This window comes from Thalassobacter stenotrophicus (assembly GCF_001458315.1).
Lineage (GTDB): Bacteria > Pseudomonadota > Alphaproteobacteria > Rhodobacterales > Rhodobacteraceae > Thalassobacter > Thalassobacter stenotrophicus.
In genome coordinates this window covers 473900-489554 of sequence record NZ_CYRX01000031.1, presented here as the reverse complement: position 1 = coordinate 489554, position 15655 = coordinate 473900, and the positions used below count along the sequence as shown (strand labels likewise).

Sequence of the window (15655 nt, the reverse complement as noted above, 5' to 3'; positions counted from 1 at the left end):
GCTTTGGTGCGCGCATTCTGAGCGCGGATATCAAAGATATCTGCGCGGCAGTGATCTGGTCAAAATAGATGGCAAAGCCATCATCTCATTTGACCAGATCAAGGGTTTGAGTGCGGGCGCGCAGATAAGTCTGGGCTACTCAGCCGCGATTGAGCCGGGATTTTCGTCTGTCTCACCAAATCCTTTAGGGACGGGTAAATCTGGCAGTGTCGCTGCGCGCTTTTGCAGGGCGCGGCCGATGACGACCCGGCTGATCTCCGTCGTGCCATCAACGATCCGCAACATCTGCGCCAAGCGGGACAACCGGTCCAACCCGTACGGTTGCAAAAGGCCCATACCGCCCAAGACCTGAGTGCATGTATTCGCAGCCTTCACCGCCGCGTCAGGCACAAAGCGTTTTGCGTGCGCGGCCATCAAGGGGCCTTCCGGCGTGCCGAGCGCCTCAGCTGCTTTTCGATACAGCAGCTTAGAGGCCTCAAGGTCGGTCGCAACCTCGCCCAACATCCACTGGATACCATCAAGATCGAGGTTTTTGCCGCCAAACATTTTGCGGTTCTTGGCATAAGACAGCGCCGTATCAAGTGCGGCTTGCATCAGCCCGCAACACCCGGATGCGATGGACACCCGCGCGATATCAATGGCCATCAGCGACCCCTGCAGGCCTTGACCGATCGGGAGAATGATATTGTCTTCGCTCACAACGACACGGTCCAGATGCATCTCTGACATCGGCAGGAAGTTGTAGGACGGCGTGTCGTACAGAGGGCCAAAGCTGATACCCTCAGCATCCGCTGGAATGGCGATCATCGCCATGTCCTTGTGGCCCGGTGCATCGCTGGTCTTGACGACGGTAAAATAGACGTCGGCTTCGCACGCCAAACTGACCCATGCTTTCTTACCGCTGATGGTCCACGTGCCGTCACCGTTAATGGTGGCGCGTGTGTACATCTGCATTGGATCAGACCCCGATTGCGGCTCGGTCAATGCAAAGTTTGCTAGTTTACGGCCAGAGGTAAGATCACGCGCCCATGTGTCTTTGAAAGCGTCCGTGCCATAGCCACAACCTGCAAAGGTGCAGATATTATGCATCGAAAGGGCAAAGGCGTAGGCGCCGTCGCCAAGCCCGAGTTGTTCATAAACCTGAATACCCTCAGCCAAAGGCAGCCCTTGGCCGCCCAATTCTTCGGGCGCGTAAAGCCCCATCAATCCCGCGGCACCCGCCTTGTCCGAAGCATCACGCGGCCATGTTTTTGCAGCGTTCCACGCGTCCACACTCGGCGCGATAACCTCTGTGGCATGGGTGTGGGCGATCTCAAGAATAGCGCTGAGTTTTTCGGACATGTGTTGTTTCCCTCGATATATAGAATAGTCACATCTTGCCACGCCCCTTAGGGCCTGTGCTCAGAGGTGGTTTTGAAATTAGCCCGCATACGAGGGCTTTGATTGATTTCTAGCGGCTAGGCTTGTCCCGATAAATCTCGAGAGGTGACAGGTTATTGTCTAAAAGTGACAATATCTTTCGTCTGGCGCCGATAGGCACGCGGGGTATTTCCCGTCCATCGGTGAAAGGCCCGATGGAAATTTGCGGCCGAGGAAAAACCGACTTCATGGGCAATGGCCTCAACGCTCTTTTCGCCGACCAACAGGTGCCGGATCGCTATATCGCGTCTCAAATCATCCTTGATGGATTGGAACGATACCCCGTCAGCCTGCAACTTACGCATCAGTGTGCGCGGCGTCGTGTGCATATAGCGGGCCGCGTCGTTCAGCGTGGTTTTGTCCCATCCCGCGGTGCTAAGGTAGCTTCGGACGCGTAACGCCTGAGTGTGTTCGCTGGACCTGGTGAAAATCCAATCTCTTGGCGCGTTTTCTAGAAACAAGTCCAACTCGGCGGTGCTGCGCATCTGAACGGGTCCAAGACCTTGTAGGTCAAAAGCGATGAACGTTTCGGACGTGTCAAAGGCAACAGCTGCCGGGAAAATAACCGCATAGTCCTGCGCAAAACTGGGGCTTTCAAAAGCGAAACCGACACTGCTGACCGGGACTTCGCGCCGTGCAAGCCACGACAGCAATCCATGGGCCAATTTGAGTATCAACATATGTCCAAAACGCTGCACAGGCCTTTGACCCATTGGGCGTAGGGATAGAACCCATTCCGCATCTATTTGTGTGAGTGTGAACTGATAGTCATCCAGAAGCAGGTTCCAGAATGTCGAAAAGCGGTACAGCGCAGACGACAGCGAGGTCGCTTCGCGTACCGATGTCAAAAGATGTTGCAGCGCGCGCGGTCTGATTGGCCTGCTCCAAAGGCCCATCATTTCATCGCCAGTCTCGACCGCTGCGCGCTGATATAGACCTACGATTTGATCCAAAGTCACCCGGCCTTGAGATGGGTTTTGATCTACAATGAGATTGGAGCGTTCCAGCAGTGATTGGTACTCAGCCTCAGTGCAAAGCGGGCGCAGGGCGTCGAGCCAGTCCGCAATGAACAGGCGAGAAACAGTTGAATAATGCGTTGGCGTGGCCGAGGTCATAGGGCTGTTGCTATCACTGGATTGCGCAAGGTTGAACTCCCGCGTCTCTTTGGTCGTGCTGGTGCCAGGGCAGGCTTACGGTCATGCGGGCGTAGCCGCTTTGTGGGTCTTGACCTCACTCAAAAGGTCAAATACTCACCAACACAAGGTCGCGGGCGTTGTGTAATGGTAAGACCTCAGCCTTCCAAGCTGATGATACGGGTTCGATTCCCGTCGCCCGCTCCAACCTGTTTCCCATTACACGCCAGAGTATCGTTGAAGTGCGGGTGCCCATAGCGGCGCGGCAAAGCGCTCCAGTTTGGGCCGGATGCTTGTCACGCTCGACATGGGCCTTTAAGCAGTTGCAAACGATGCGGACACACCCACATGACTGATGCGACTGACATTGGCCAAGCCTCGGCTTCGGCTCCGGTATCCCAGCCTAAACCGGCCGAGGAGGAGCGTGCGCGCTCCAAGAAAATAGGCTCTTTGCAGGCCCTGTGGCCGTTCATGGCGCCTTACCGGACGTTGTTGTTCGCGGCCATCGGTGCCCTTGTTCTGACCGCTTGTGTTAGCCTGACACTGCCCCTTGCCGTGCGGCGTGTGGTGGATGGGTTTCAGATGGGATCGTCTGAATTGCTAGACAAGTATTTCTTGGCGGCACTCGGAATTGCTGGGCTTTTGGCTATTGGGACAGGGTTGCGGTACTACCTTGTGACCCGGTTGGGTGAACGCGTTGTCGCGGATATTCGCACGGCGGTTTTCGCGCGGATGATCACCATGAGCCCCTCATTCTTTGAGAAAATCATGACGGGTGAGGTTTTGAGCCGGATTACAACGGACACGACGCTGCTGTTGTCGGTTATTGGCTCGTCTGTCTCAATTGCGCTGCGCAACATATTGATTTTCCTTGGTGGGCTGGGATTAATGATGTGGACCACGCCCAAATTGTCGGTCCTTGTCGTGATGATTGTGCCGCTGGTCGTGGTGCCGATTATCGTGTTGGGGCGGCGGCTGCGTCGCCTGAGCAAAGAAAACCAAGACTGGATTGCGGACAGTTCTGGCAAAGCATCAGAGAACCTGTTGTCCGCGCAAACCGTACAAGCCTTTACGCACGAGCGTCAGACAGCGAACCTGTTCGCCTCGGTCACCGAAGCCTCATTCGAGAGCGCGAAGACCCGCATCAAGACCCGTGCCGTGATGACAGTGATCGTTATCTCACTGATTTTTGTCGGGATTGTGGGTGTGTTGTGGATCGGGGCGCGGGATGTGCGTGCCGAAATCATGACCATCGGCGAGCTGATCCAATTCCTGATCTACGCGATCATGGTCGCAGGGGCGGTTGGTGCCTTGTCCGAAATTTGGGGCGAGTTGCAGCGGGCCGCGGGCGCGACCGAGCGGTTGGTTGAACTGCTTGAAGAACAAGACGCCGTGGCAGACCCAGTGGTGCCCCAAGCGCTGCCCGATGGTGGGCGCGGGGCGTTGGAATTTGACAATGTGACCTTCCGCTATCCGGCCCGACCGGAAACCGCGGCGTTGAACGGTATCTCGCTGCGCGTGGAACCGGGTGAAACCGTAGCACTCGTGGGACCGTCCGGGGCGGGTAAATCCACGATCATTCAGTTGATCCAACGGTTCTACGACCCGAGCGAGGGCGAAATCCGCTTGGACGGATTGAACCTGCAATCGATGAACCGTGCGGCTTTCCGCAAGGCCATGGCGTTGGTGCCGCAAGAGGCGGTGATCTTTGCGGCCTCGGCGCGTGAAAATATCCGTTTTGGGCGACCAGAGGCGAGTGATGCAGAGGTTGAGGCCGCCGCCAAAGCCGCCGCCGCGCATGGGTTTTTGTCGGCTTTGCCAGAGGGCTATGACACTTATGTCGGTGAACGGGGCGTGATGTTGTCGGGCGGCCAAAAACAGCGGATCGCCATTGCACGTGCCATCTTGCGCGATGCACCGATCCTATTGCTGGATGAGGCCACAAGTGCGTTGGATGCCGAGAGTGAGCGGCTGGTCCAAGAGGCCGTGACGGCAATGTCCAAGGACCGTACGACGCTGATCGTGGCGCATCGGCTTGCGACAGTGAAACAAGCCGATCGCATCCTTGTGTTTGAGGATGGTCAGATCGTTGCGGAGGGCACGCATGATAGCCTCGTCGCGCAGGGGGGGCTGTATGCCCGACTGGCGCGGCTGCAATTCACTGACGGTGTCGCAGCGGAATAAATCAAACGTTTAAGAGGTGCCCCCTAATTGGGGGCATTTTTGATTTAGGGGGCGCTGCCCCCGGCCTGCGGCCGCCCCCGGAGTATTTTTGGAACAAAGGAGGCGCGGCTCGCACGCAGCGTCACGGTTGTTTTGTGTGAGGCTGTTTTGCATTCTTGATGCCAAGCGCCCGATGCGGCGTGGTCATTAAGGGAGGGTGGCATCATGGCGTCGTTTGCGTCCAAAGCCGATATTGTGGAAATCGAGCGTACCGAGCCTTGGCCGGATGTTGCACCAGCGTCGACGCTGTATCAACTGTTGTCTCAGACTGCGGCGCGGCATTCTGATCGCCCGGCCATTTCGTTTCAGTTGTTTTCAGGGGCGTCTGATCCGGCTGTGACCCTAAACTGGGCTGAGTTCCATGGCCGTGTAACGCAAGCTGCCAACCTGTTTCGGTCATTGGGGGTGGGTGAGAGCGATACGGTTGCTTACGTTTTACCCAACTGCAACGAGACGCCTGCCGTATTGTTGGGTGGTGCGGTTGCGGGTGTTGTGTGTCCGGTGAACCCTTTGCTGGAGCCTGCGCAAATCGCCTCGATCCTACGGGAGACGGGCGCCAAGGTTGTGGTCACGCTTCGGGCCTTTCCCAAGACTGATGTTGCGCAGAAGGTGGCTGAGGCCGTGGCGCTGGCACCAAATGTTGAAGCCGTGTTGCAGGTGGATCTGTTAGGCTATTTGAAGGGGCTCAAGCGGTTTGTGGTGCCTTTGGTTCGGCCTAAGGTTGCTGCTACGCACAAGGCGCGCATCTTGGATTTTGAGGCTGAGTGCCAAAGGCATCGCAGTGATGGCCTTGATTTTGCCGACAGTGCAGGGGACCGCGTCGCGGCGTATTTCCACACGGGCGGCACCACGGGTATGCCTAAGGTGGCGCAGCACACCTATGCGGGCATCATTTACAACGGCTGGATCGGGCATCGATTGTTGTTCACGGAACATGACAACATCATCTGCCCATTGCCGTTGTTCCATGTCTTTGCGTGCCATGTCATTTTGATGGCGGCGGTTACGTCAGGGGCCCATGTGGTGTTTCCTACGCCTCAAGGGTACCGTGGCGAGGGCGTGTTCGACAACTTTTGGAAGTTGGTTGAGCGATGGAAGATTAGTTTCATCATCACCGTACCTACGGCGATTTCGGCCAAGATGCAGCGCCCTGTGGATGCGGATATCTCAAGCGTGAAGACAGCGTTTTCCGGGTCTTCCCCGCTGCCGGTCGAGTTATTTAATCGGTTTGAGGCGGCGACTGGGGTTAATATCATCGAAGGGTATGGATTGACCGAGGCCACGTGTCTTGTGTCGTGCAACCCGGTGGATGGGGTCAAAAAAGTCGGCTCAGTCGGGGTGCCGTTCATGCATTCCAACGTTAAAATTTTGCGGCTTAAAGATGGTGCGGTTGTCGAATGCGCCACCGATGAGATCGGAGAGATCTGTGTTGATAATCCTGGGGTGCTAGAGGGCAGCACCTATACAGAGGCCGACAAAAACCGGGACCTGTTTTACCACGATGTCTATCTGCGCACGGGTGATTTGGGGCGGATAGATGAGGACGGCTATCTGTGGATCACCGGGCGCGCAAAGGACCTGATTATCCGTGGAGGGCACAACATTGACCCCGCAGAAATCGAAGAAGCGCTGGCAGGTCATGAGGCAGTGGCCTTTGTCGGAGCCATTGGGCAACCCGATGCGTTCGCGGGTGAGTTGCCGTGCGCCTATGTTGAGCTGGTTACTGGCGCCGATGTCACAAGTGACGCGTTGATGACCTATGCCAAGCAGCACGTGTCGGAGCGCGCCGCGCAGCCGAAGTACATTGAGATCATGGAGGAGTTGCCCAAGACAGCAGTGGGCAAAATCTTTAAGCCTGACCTTCGCAAATCCGCAATCATGCGGGTGTACAACGCCGCGTTGGGCGAGGCAGGCGTAGCCGCCCATGTCGAACGTGTGGTCGAAGATAAAAAGCGTGGCCTCGTCGCGCATGTGGCCCGTACCGGTGAGGCGCACGAGGGCGAAGTCTCAAAGGTCCTCGGGGTTTATGCGCAACCGTGGGAATGGGCTGAATAAGCCAGCCGGTGCTTTGGCGCGCCCCGGTGTTATGCGGGGCGCGCACGCAAGCGTCAGTCGAGAGCGACGAGGTCAGACGCCGAGGATCGGCCGTCGCGACCCTCACGCAATTCAAACTGGATTTTTTGATCATCCCGCAGGCCCGTCATGCCCGCGCGTTCGACCGCAGAAATATGGACAAAGATGTCCTTTCCGCCGTCGTCAGGGGCAATGAAACCATAACCCTTTGTTGTATTGAACCATTTTACAGTGCCGGTGGCCATCCCGGTGTCTCCTACTTGTCCGTTCGCCCATGGGCGTCTGTTCTTTGCTTCAGCCACCCCGGCCGTAAGCTTGATGGGAAATTAAGTATTGCGTAAACCATCAAAGACAAGGCGATGCGCAGCGACCACGATTTTCGCTAGGTCGCGTGACAGGGGGATAGAATGGTTAAATTATACGGGATCAAGGCGTGTGATACATGCCGCAAGGCGCTTAAGTCTTTGGAAGCGGGCGGTTTTGCACCGGAATTTCACGACGTGCGTGACGCGCCCCTAAGGGGTGAAACGCTTGAAGCGTTTCTTAACGTTTTGGGGAGCGACTTGCTAAACACGCGGTCTACCACGTGGCGTGGCCTGTCGGAGGAAGAGCGGGCGCAAGAGCCGCTGACACTTTTGCAGGCGCATCCGACTTTGATGAAACGCCCCGTCATTGATCATGACGGGACGCTTACTTTGGGGTGGGGCAAGCCTGTTCAGGCGGCCTTTGGGGTTTAGCGCAGGTCGGGCGCTACGGCGTCTGCTGCCAGCATTTCGACCACCTCAGAGAGCGGTAGAACCTGCGTCTGTTTTTCACCCAAACGGCGCAGGGTAACTGTGCCATCCTCAACCTCTTTGCGGCCCACAGCGAGGATCACGGGCACCTTACCGAGCGAGTGCTCGCGTACCTTGTAGTTGATCTTTTCGTTGCGCAAATCGGTCTCTGCCTTGATGCCAGCGGCTTTCAACTGTGCCACTGCGTCCGTGCAAAAATCATCAGCGTCCGACACGATTGAGGCTACAACCACCTGACGCGGCGCGAGCCAGAAGGGCAGTTTGCCCGCGTGTTCCTCGATCAGGATGCCGATAAAACGCTCAAACGAGCCGAGGGTCGCGCGGTGCAGCATTACGGGGCGGTGGCGTTGGCTGTCTTGACCGATGTAGCTGGCGTCCAGCCGCTCAGGCAGGACGAAATCCACTTGGTGCGTGCCGCATTGCCAATCGCGCCCGATGGCGTCGGTCAAAACGAACTCAAGCTTTGGGCCGTAGAATGCACCTTCGCCGGGGTTGATCTCGGGTTCAATGCCCGCCGCCCGGGTGGCATCCAGCAGGGCGGCCTCGGCCTTGTCCCACACCTCATCAGAGCCGGAGCGTACTTCAGGCCGCGTTGAAAACTTGACGCGGAAATCGGTGAAGCCAAGGTCGCGGTACATGTCCGACAAAAAGTCGATGTAGATGCGTGTCTCGCTCTCGATCTGGTCCTCGCGGCAGAAGATGTGGCCATCATCCTGGGTAAACCCGCGCACCCGCATGATCCCGTGCAATGCGCCCGAGGGCTCATAGCGCGCACAGGACCCAAATTCCGCCATCCGCAGGGGAAGGTCCCGGTAGGATTTAAGCCCTTGGTTGAAAATCTGCACGTGGCAGGGGCAGTTCATTGGCTTGAGAGCGTTGACAGCTTTTTCGCGCGCGTGATCTTCGTCCACCTCAACGATGAACATGTTCTCTTGGTATTTTTCCCAGTGTCCGGATTCGATCCACAACTTGCGATCGACGACCTGTGGGGTGTTGACCTCAACATAGCCGCCAGCGCGCTGCTTGCGGCGTACGAAATCTTGGAGGTCGGTATAGATGCGCCAGCCGTTGGGGTGCCAGAACACTTGGCCCGGGGCTTCTTCTTGCATGTGGAACAGGTCCATCTCGCGCCCAAGGCGGCGGTGATCCCGTTTTTCGGCTTCCTCAAGGAAGGTCATGTACTGCTTGAGGTCGTCCCGGTTGCGGAAGGCCACGCCGTAGATGCGCTGCAACATGGGGCGGGTGTTGTCGCCCAAGAAATACGCCGCCGAGACGTTGGTCAGCTTGAATGCATCGGCGGGCACTTGGCCTGTGTGTTGCAGGTGCGGTCCACGGCACAGGTCCATCCATTCGCCATGCCAATACATGCGGATGTCTTCGCCTTCGGGGATGCGATCAAGGATGTCGACCTTATAGGGTTCGTTATTGTCGATGTAGTACTGGCGAACTTTTTCACGGCTCCAAAGCTCGGTGCGGACGGGTTCGCGCGCGTTGATGATCTCTTTCATCCGCTTTTCAATCGCACCCAAATCTTCGGGGGTGAAGGGCTCTGCGCGGTCAAAGTCATAGAACCAGCCGTTGTCACGTACGGGGCCGATGGTGACCTTTGTGTCAGGCATCAACTCTTGAACGGCGCGGGCCATGATGTGGGCCAGATCGTGCCGGATCAGCTCTAGCGCGGGCTCTGCATCTTGCATCGTGTTGATTGCAATGGCGCAATCGGCCTCAAGCGGCCATGCCAGATCCCAATGGGCGCCGTCGACCTGCGCGCTGATCGCTTTTTTGCTGAGCGATTTGGAAATCGCCGCCGCGACCTCAGCGGGCGTGGTGCCAGCGTCTACGTCACGTGTGTTGCCATCGGGAAAGGTGAGGGTGATCTGGGACATCGTTTGTGTCCTCCGTCGTTTTGGCGCCCACGGAGCGCCCGGTTGCGGGTAATATGTTCGGCCGCTTTGTGACGGGTGCCGCCGGGGGCGTCAACCCGCGCCTGATCTGGGTATGCAAATGTATGCTGAGATAGGCATTTAAGTCGCAGAAAATACTGGAAAAGTCGCTTTTGCGCACCATGTTTCCGATAAGAAAGTTTTGTAACCGTACAAAGGCCGTCGTCATGCCCACCCCCAACCGGACTTTTGATCTGAGTGTAGAAGACCTTGACCTGATCGAGGCAGCACTGCGCCGCAAGAAACGCGCGCTCAATGAGGCGCAATTGGTTGGTGCTGGCACGCCCGATGACGCGGCGGAGCAGCTGAAGGACATTCATGATCTGTTGGGGCGGCTGCACAATCAAAAGACGTTCTATCGCCCCAAGCAAGCCGTCTACGTCAGCGGCTAGGTCGTCCTCAATCAAGGCCTGACACCCTTCGCTCTTTGCGGCATAACCGTAAAAAACAAGAGGGGAGCAGCACGTGCAATATTTGGACACAACCCAAGGCCGCCGCATCGCATATCACCGCACCGAGGGTGCAGGGCCGACCGTGGTTTTTCTGGGCGGCTTTAAATCTGACATGGAAGGGTCCAAGGCGACCCATCTAGAAGCCGTCGCGCGCCGTGAAGGTCGTGCATTCGTGCGCTTCGATTACTCAGGGCATGGGCAAAGCTCGGGCGCGTTTACCGATGGCTGCATCGGCGATTGGCGCGATGATGCGCGCGCCGTGCTGGACGAACTGACGACAGGCCCGCTGGTTCTGGTGGGCTCCTCCATGGGCGGTTGGATTTCACTTCTGCTCGCGCGCGAGATACCTGAACGCCTTAAGGGGTTGGTCACCGTTGCCGCTGCACCTGATTTTACAACCCGCCATTGGGACGGCCTGTCTGAGGCAGATCGCGCCACAGTAGTGCGCGAAGGCCACGTGGCCCAGCCCAGCGACTATGGCGAGCCTTATATCTTTACCAAACGACTGTTCGACGATGGGGCTGAGAACCGGGTTTTGACAGCGCCTCTGTCCCTAAGTTGCCCTGTCCGCATGGTGCAAGGCACCCAAGACAACGCGGTCCCGACATCAGAGGCCACGCGTCTTTTGGATCATCTACAATGCCCCGATGCGCAGCTTTTGTTGGTCAAGGACAAGGATCACAGTTTTTCCGACCCTGAATGCCTGCACCTAATCGAACGCTGCGTCGCGGAAGTTTCTGCGTCTTGACGCAGGCCCCTTGCTTCGCCCTTATCCATGCAGGGTGGAGGAAAAATTGATGCTTGAATTTTTGACGTGGACAGCGCGGGTTATCGCGGTGGTGGTGGCAATCGGGGCGGGGCTATGGGTGTTTGGCCCATATGAGCCAGTCGAGGCTGCAAGTGCATTTGATCCTAATGCCTTGCCGGATGATCTTGATGCATATCTGGCGCAGTCAGAGGCCCTTGTGCCCAACCTGCGGCTCGGCACCCACAAACGCATCCATTGGCATGGGCTCCCCGGCGCGCAGACCGATGTGGCGGTCGTCTACATCCACGGCTTTTCGGCCAGTTCTGAGGAAATTCGCCCCGTTCCGGACCGGGTCGCGCAGGCGCTTGGGGCCAACCTGTATTTCACGCGGCTAACTGGGCACGGCCAAGATGGCGCCGCGATGGCCACGGCCACGGCGGGTGCGTGGTTGCAGGATGTGGCCGAGGCCTATGCGATTGGCCGCAAGATCGGGCGCCAAGTCCTTGTGATTTCGACGTCCACGGGCGGCACCCTCGCGGCCGCGACGGCCATAAATCCGGGCCTTTCGGAGGGCATCCTTGGGCATGTGTTCGTATCGCCGAATTTCGGCTTGGCCAATCCCGCGGGGCAATTGCTGAGCTGGCCCGCCGCACGCTATTGGGCGCCACTCATTGCGGGGCAGAACCGCAGCTTTGAGGTTAGGAATGAGGCTCACGGCGCCTATTGGACCAGCGCATACCCAACGATCGCGGCGATGCCGATGGCAGCGATTGTACGCTATGCGGCGGGTTTGGATGTCTCAACGGCTCAGCTCCCGGCGATGTTCCTGTTTTCTGATGCTGATCAGGTCGTCTCCTCCACGGCTACTCGGGCGGTTGCTGCGAAATGGGGCGGACCGGTCCAGCTTGAGCCGGTTACGGTCGGCCCCGATGATGACCCTTATAGCCACGTTATCGCCGGGGATATTCTATCGCCCGGGATGACCGATCACGCCGTTGCATCCATCACGAAATGGGCGCAAACACTCATCGCTCCCTAATCACTGCCGCTTCACAGGAGGCCTGAAATGGATCCCAAAGCCGTTGTCCAACCGCTTCACATATTGTCTGATTGCACCTTGGCGCAGGCGCGGTCCGCGCTGGGCCAAGTGTTTGCGCCTGACGCCTTGATCCAACTTGGCGCGCCTTGGGGCACAGGTGCCGGGCCGGACGCGTGGGCGGACCAAGCGCTTGCGCCCCTGTACGATGCCATGCCCGATGCCGAGCGGCGCACATGGATTGAGATGGCAGGCCATGACGCGGCGGGTCAGATGTGGGTTGGCCACGGCGGTCACTACATGGGCCAGTTTTCTAACCCTTTCCTCGGCATTCCAGCGACCCACCGACTGGCCGCAATCCGCTTTCATGAGTTCTTTCGGATTGAAGGCGACCGCGTGGTCGAGATGCAGGCGATCTGGGATATCCCCGAACTGATGATGCAGGCGGGTGTGTGGCCGCTTGCGCCCTCGCTTGGGCGGGAATGGCTGGTACCCGGACCCGCGACCCAAGACGGTTTGACCATCTCTGGCGATGGCTCCCACGCGCTGGGGATTGTTGGTGATATGCTCACGGGCCTCGGGCGTTCCCGCGAGGGCGAGGCGGCGATGGAATTGCCCCGCTACTGGCATCCGCGTTGCAGCTGGTACGGGCCTGCGGGCATTGGCACCGCGCGTGGCATCGTGGGCTTCAGGCAGCATCACCAAATCCCCTTCCTTGACGCGATGCCGGACCGCCGCGCCTTGATGGATCAGGGGCATTTCTTTGCAGAGGGCGACTATGTCGGCTTTACCGCCTGGCCGGGGATGGAGATGACGCTGAGCGGCGCGAACTGGCTGGGCCTGCCCGCGACGGGTCAAAAGATGACGATGCGGTCGTTGGATTTTTGGCGGGTTGAGGGCGACCTGATCCGCGAAAACTGGGTCTTGGTGGATCTGTTGGACGTCTATGCGCAGTTGGGTGTCGATGTTTTTGCGCGAATGGCGGCATTGGGCGGTGGACAGGCTTGACCTTGGCCGCCCATTCCGGTTGCATACCTATGCAGTCTGACCGGAGCCACCATGACCCCTTTGCCCAAAACCCCATCCTTTCGGCTTGACGGTAAACGGGCGTTTGTGCCCGGCGGCGCGCGGGGCATAGGTTTGGCCTGTGCTGCGGCCCTTGCGGAGGCGGGGGCGGAAGTCACAGTCGCCGCCCGCAGTGCCGATCAGGTGGCCGAGGCTGCCTCGGCCTTGGGCGGTTCCGGCGTCGTGCTGGATGTGACTGACCATGACGCCGTCCGCACCTTTTTTGGGCAGTCGGGGCCGTTTGATATCCTGTGCAATTCGGCGGGCCTTGCGCGTCACAGCTCGGCCATGGACACAACACCAGCCGACTTTGACGCGGTGATGGCGGTGAATGTGCGCGCGGCCTATTTCCTCGCTCAAGAAGCGGCACGTGGAATGGTGGGCCGTGGGGGATCGATCCTTCAGATCAGTAGCCAAATGGGCCATGTCGGCGGGATTGACCGAGCCGTTTATTGCGCCAGCAAACACGCGGTCGAAGGCATGACCAAGGCCATGGCGATCGAGTGGGGGCCGGAACGTATTCGCGTCAACACCCTGTGCCCCACGTTCATCCGCACGCCTCTAACAGCCGCCACATTCGCGGACCCGGACAAACGCGCCTGGATCGAGAGTAAGATCAAACTGCCCCGTGTGGCAGAGGTGGAGGACATCATGGGCGCCGTGGTCTTTTTGGCCTCGGACGCGAGTGCGATGGTGACCGGCACGTCGCTGTTGGTCGATGGCGGATGGACCGCCGGATGAACCGCAAGATCACCTCAATGGACGTCGCGGCCAAGGCAGGTGTGAGCCAATCGGCGGTAAGCCGCGTCTTTACGCCCGGCTCATCCGTATCAGAAAAAATGGCCCGAAAGGTCCGCGACGCGGCAGAGGAATTAGGCTATCGGCCCAACGTTTTGGCGCGTTCGTTGATCACAGGCTCCAGCCGGATCATCGGGTTGGTCGTGGCCTATCTGGACAATCCGTTCTACGCCGATGCGCTGCAAAAGCTGAGTGAAGCCCTCGATCAAGAAGGCTATCACCTGTTGGTGTTTATGGCGGGAAACACCCAAGGTGACGTGGACCATGTCATCGAAAGTCTGATGGACTATCAGGTCGACGGGATCATCACGGCCTCCATCAACCTCAGTGGTGAGCTGGCTGAACGATGCGCGCGCGCAGGCATTCCAGTGGTGTGTTTCAACCGCTCTGTCATCGGGGAGGGGCTTTCCGCGATCTCATCCGCCAACCGCGCAGGCGGGGCCAAGATCGCGGCTTTCTTGGCGGCGGGTGGCCATCAGCGATGCGCACATATCAGCGGCTGGCAAGGTTCCAGTACCGGGCGTGAACGCGCGGAGGGTTTCGCGGAGGGGCTAAGCGAGGCAGGCCTAGAAGTGCACGCGCAAATCGATGGCATGTTTGATCGCGACACAGCGATGAACGCGGCCCAAACCTTGATGCAAATGTCCGAGCCACCCGATGCGATTTTTGTCGGCAATGATCATATGGCCATGGCCGTCATGGATCATCTTCGATTTGTTATGGGGCTGAGCGTTCCCAATGCCGTATCGGTGGTGGGCTACGATGACGTGCCCATGGCCGCATGGCCCAGCTATGACCTGACCACGCTGCGCCAACCTGCGCGCCGCATGGTTGACGCCACTGTCCAAGAAATACTGACCCGCATAACCACACCCGACGCGCCCGTGCGTCGGATCGAAATTGACGGCCCCCTGCTGGTGCGGGGCTCGGCGCGTCTACCAAAGGAGGCCCCATGAAGGGTTTTGACGAAAAATTCCAAGATTTCCCGGACTATATCATCGGGATCACCAAAGAGATCTGGGAAGATCGGGGCATCGCGACTCTGCACGACTATTACCACCCCGAGATTGTCGTCCGCTCCCCTGCGAGTGTGGTGATCGGAAATCAGAATGTCATTGGCGCGACCATGGCCACACTGGCAGAGTTCCCCGACCGTCAGCTGTTGGGCGAAGATGTCATTTGGTCCGGCACGCCGGAGACGGGGATGCTCAGCTCGCACCGGATTATTTCGACGGCCACCCACGCAGGCAGCGGCGCCTATGGCGAGGCGACGGGTAAGCAATTGCGCTATCGCATCTTGGCTGATTGCCACGCGCGCAACAACATGATCGACGATGAATGGTTGATCCGGGATCAGGGCGCGATTGTCCGGCAGATGGGATGGGATCCCAAGGCGTTTGCCGCAGACCAAATCACGCGCGAAGGCGGGCCAGAGGCTTGCGTGCGCCCACTGAGCCCCGAAACGGATCAGCCCGGCCCCTATAAGGGCGCTGGCAATGATGACCCGTGGGGCGCGCATTACGCCGAAATTTTGCAGCGGATCATGAATGCCGATATGGCCGCGATCCCCGACAGCTATGACCGGGCCTGCCAAATGGAATATCCGGGTGCCTATACGGGCCACGGTTGGGGTGATGCGGACCGGTTCTGGATGTCACTGCGTGCGGCATTCCCCGATGCGAAATTCACCTGCGAACATGTCATCGGCCGCGATGATCCAACGATGCCGCCACGTGCCGCGATCCGCTGGTCGCTGTCGGGCACGCACTCCGGCTGGGGTGCATTTGGCGCACCCACCGGGGCGCAGGTCTATGTGTTGGGTATCAGCCACGCGGAATTCGGCAGCTTCGGCGTCGCCGCGCCAAAACTGCGCCGCGAATTCACGCTGTTTGATGAAACAGCCGTGTGGAAACAAATTTTGCTACAAACGGGCTAATCCAGCCACCGATGACTTTGACAGCGGCACGTGCA

Annotated in this window: 14 protein-coding genes and 1 tRNA gene; 11 read left to right on the top strand and 4 right to left on the bottom strand. The window is 58.6% G+C overall.

The features are described from left to right. Window positions 1-135 precede the first annotated feature (135 nt). Both THS5294_RS12970 and THS5294_RS12965 read right to left on the bottom strand, forming a co-directional pair. The gene (locus THS5294_RS12970; RefSeq protein ID WP_058124093.1) at window positions 136-1341 is read right to left on the bottom strand and encodes an acyl-CoA dehydrogenase family protein; all 1206 of its coding nucleotides are present in this window, start codon (window positions 1339-1341) and stop codon (window positions 136-138) included. Between the two features lie 152 nt (window positions 1342-1493). Then, window positions 1494-2534, bottom strand: a complete 1041-nt coding sequence (locus THS5294_RS12965) for a helix-turn-helix domain-containing protein (RefSeq protein WP_058124092.1) — start codon at window positions 2532-2534, stop codon at window positions 1494-1496. A gap of 151 nt (window positions 2535-2685) precedes the next feature. Between THS5294_RS12965 and THS5294_RS12960 the strand changes: the two genes are divergently transcribed. From THS5294_RS12960 to THS5294_RS12950, 3 genes are all read left to right on the top strand, one after another. Then, a tRNA-Gly gene (locus tag THS5294_RS12960) sits at window positions 2686-2759 on the top strand. Between the two features lie 141 nt (window positions 2760-2900). Next, window positions 2901-4736 carry an ABC transporter transmembrane domain-containing protein gene (locus THS5294_RS12955; protein ID WP_038006916.1) on the top strand — a complete coding sequence of 612 codons (1836 nt, stop codon included), beginning with the start codon at window positions 2901-2903 and terminating at the stop codon, window positions 4734-4736. 204 nt (window positions 4737-4940) lie between these two features. After that, window positions 4941-6830, top strand: coding sequence for an acyl-CoA synthetase (locus tag THS5294_RS12950; RefSeq protein ID WP_072936638.1), 1890 nt, complete (start codon window positions 4941-4943; stop codon window positions 6828-6830). A 53-nt stretch (window positions 6831-6883) separates the two neighbouring features. Here THS5294_RS12950 and THS5294_RS12945 read toward each other — a convergent pair whose 3' ends face one another. Continuing rightward, window positions 6884-7093 (bottom strand): cold-shock protein, encoded by a 210-nt coding sequence (locus THS5294_RS12945; RefSeq protein ID WP_038006922.1) that lies wholly within the window; start codon window positions 7091-7093, stop codon window positions 6884-6886. Window positions 7094-7255: 162 nt separating this feature from the next. Between THS5294_RS12945 and THS5294_RS12940 the strand changes: the two genes are divergently transcribed. After that, the gene (locus THS5294_RS12940; protein WP_058124091.1) at window positions 7256-7585 is read left to right on the top strand and encodes an ArsC/Spx/MgsR family protein; all 330 of its coding nucleotides are present in this window, start codon (window positions 7256-7258) and stop codon (window positions 7583-7585) included. On the opposite strand, the gene thrS is transcribed toward THS5294_RS12940, so the two are convergent. Then, on the bottom strand, window positions 7582-9528 hold the full coding sequence (thrS, locus tag THS5294_RS12935; RefSeq protein ID WP_058124090.1) for a threonine--tRNA ligase: 1947 nt from the start codon (window positions 9526-9528) through the stop codon (window positions 7582-7584). The two genes, THS5294_RS12940 and thrS, sit on opposite strands and share 4 nt — an antisense overlap. A gap of 224 nt (window positions 9529-9752) precedes the next feature. On the opposite strand from thrS, the gene THS5294_RS12930 reads away from it, so the two are divergent. The 7 genes from THS5294_RS12930 to THS5294_RS12900 all read left to right on the top strand — a co-directional run bounded on the left by THS5294_RS12930 (window position 9753) and on the right by THS5294_RS12900 (window position 15620). Further along, the gene (locus tag THS5294_RS12930) at window positions 9753-9977 is read left to right on the top strand and encodes a hypothetical protein (RefSeq protein ID WP_058124089.1); all 225 of its coding nucleotides are present in this window, start codon (window positions 9753-9755) and stop codon (window positions 9975-9977) included. 73 nt (window positions 9978-10050) lie between these two features. Further along, window positions 10051-10785 (top strand): alpha/beta fold hydrolase, encoded by a 735-nt coding sequence (locus tag THS5294_RS12925; RefSeq protein WP_058124088.1) that lies wholly within the window; start codon window positions 10051-10053, stop codon window positions 10783-10785. Window positions 10786-10834: 49 nt separating this feature from the next. Further along, complete coding sequence (locus THS5294_RS12920; RefSeq protein WP_058124087.1) at window positions 10835-11824, top strand: alpha/beta hydrolase; 990 nt, start codon at window positions 10835-10837, stop codon at window positions 11822-11824. A 27-nt stretch (window positions 11825-11851) separates the two neighbouring features. Then, window positions 11852-12829 (top strand): ester cyclase, encoded by a 978-nt coding sequence (locus tag THS5294_RS12915; protein ID WP_058124086.1) that lies wholly within the window; start codon window positions 11852-11854, stop codon window positions 12827-12829. A 51-nt stretch (window positions 12830-12880) separates the two neighbouring features. Beyond that, window positions 12881-13627, top strand: a complete 747-nt coding sequence (locus THS5294_RS12910; RefSeq protein WP_058124085.1) for an SDR family NAD(P)-dependent oxidoreductase — start codon at window positions 12881-12883, stop codon at window positions 13625-13627. Then, window positions 13624-14640: a LacI family DNA-binding transcriptional regulator gene (locus THS5294_RS12905; RefSeq protein ID WP_058124084.1), complete on the top strand. Its 1017-nt coding sequence runs from the start codon at window positions 13624-13626 to the stop codon at window positions 14638-14640. Before THS5294_RS12910 ends, THS5294_RS12905 begins: the two co-directional genes overlap by 4 nt. Further along, on the top strand, window positions 14637-15620 hold the full coding sequence (locus THS5294_RS12900; RefSeq protein WP_058124083.1) for a nuclear transport factor 2 family protein: 984 nt from the start codon (window positions 14637-14639) through the stop codon (window positions 15618-15620). The genes THS5294_RS12905 and THS5294_RS12900 overlap by 4 nt, the downstream gene beginning before the upstream one ends. The last annotated feature ends 35 nt before the right edge of the window (window positions 15621-15655 follow it).

Excerpts from the sequence above, each read along its gene's own strand:
- THS5294_RS12970 (WP_058124093.1), bottom strand. The coding sequence starts at position 1,341 with ATGTCCGAAAAACTCAGCGCTATTCTTGAGATCGCCCACACCCATGCC.
- THS5294_RS12965 (WP_058124092.1), bottom strand. The coding sequence starts at position 2,534 with ATGACCTCGGCCACGCCAACGCATTATTCAACTGTTTCTCGCCTGTTC.
- THS5294_RS12955 (WP_038006916.1), top strand. The coding sequence starts at position 2,901 with ATGACTGATGCGACTGACATTGGCCAAGCCTCGGCTTCGGCTCCGGTA.
- THS5294_RS12950 (WP_072936638.1), top strand. The coding sequence starts at position 4,941 with ATGGCGTCGTTTGCGTCCAAAGCCGATATTGTGGAAATCGAGCGTACC.
- THS5294_RS12945 (WP_038006922.1), bottom strand. The coding sequence starts at position 7,093 with ATGGCCACCGGCACTGTAAAATGGTTCAATACAACAAAGGGTTATGGT.
- THS5294_RS12940 (WP_058124091.1), top strand. The coding sequence starts at position 7,256 with ATGGTTAAATTATACGGGATCAAGGCGTGTGATACATGCCGCAAGGCG.
- thrS (WP_058124090.1), bottom strand. The coding sequence starts at position 9,528 with ATGTCCCAGATCACCCTCACCTTTCCCGATGGCAACACACGTGACGTA.
- THS5294_RS12930 (WP_058124089.1), top strand. The coding sequence starts at position 9,753 with ATGCCCACCCCCAACCGGACTTTTGATCTGAGTGTAGAAGACCTTGAC.
- THS5294_RS12920 (WP_058124087.1), top strand. The coding sequence starts at position 10,835 with ATGCTTGAATTTTTGACGTGGACAGCGCGGGTTATCGCGGTGGTGGTG.
- THS5294_RS12915 (WP_058124086.1), top strand. The coding sequence starts at position 11,852 with ATGGATCCCAAAGCCGTTGTCCAACCGCTTCACATATTGTCTGATTGC.
- THS5294_RS12910 (WP_058124085.1), top strand. The coding sequence starts at position 12,881 with ATGACCCCTTTGCCCAAAACCCCATCCTTTCGGCTTGACGGTAAACGG.
- THS5294_RS12905 (WP_058124084.1), top strand. The coding sequence starts at position 13,624 with ATGAACCGCAAGATCACCTCAATGGACGTCGCGGCCAAGGCAGGTGTG.
- THS5294_RS12900 (WP_058124083.1), top strand. The coding sequence starts at position 14,637 with ATGAAGGGTTTTGACGAAAAATTCCAAGATTTCCCGGACTATATCATC.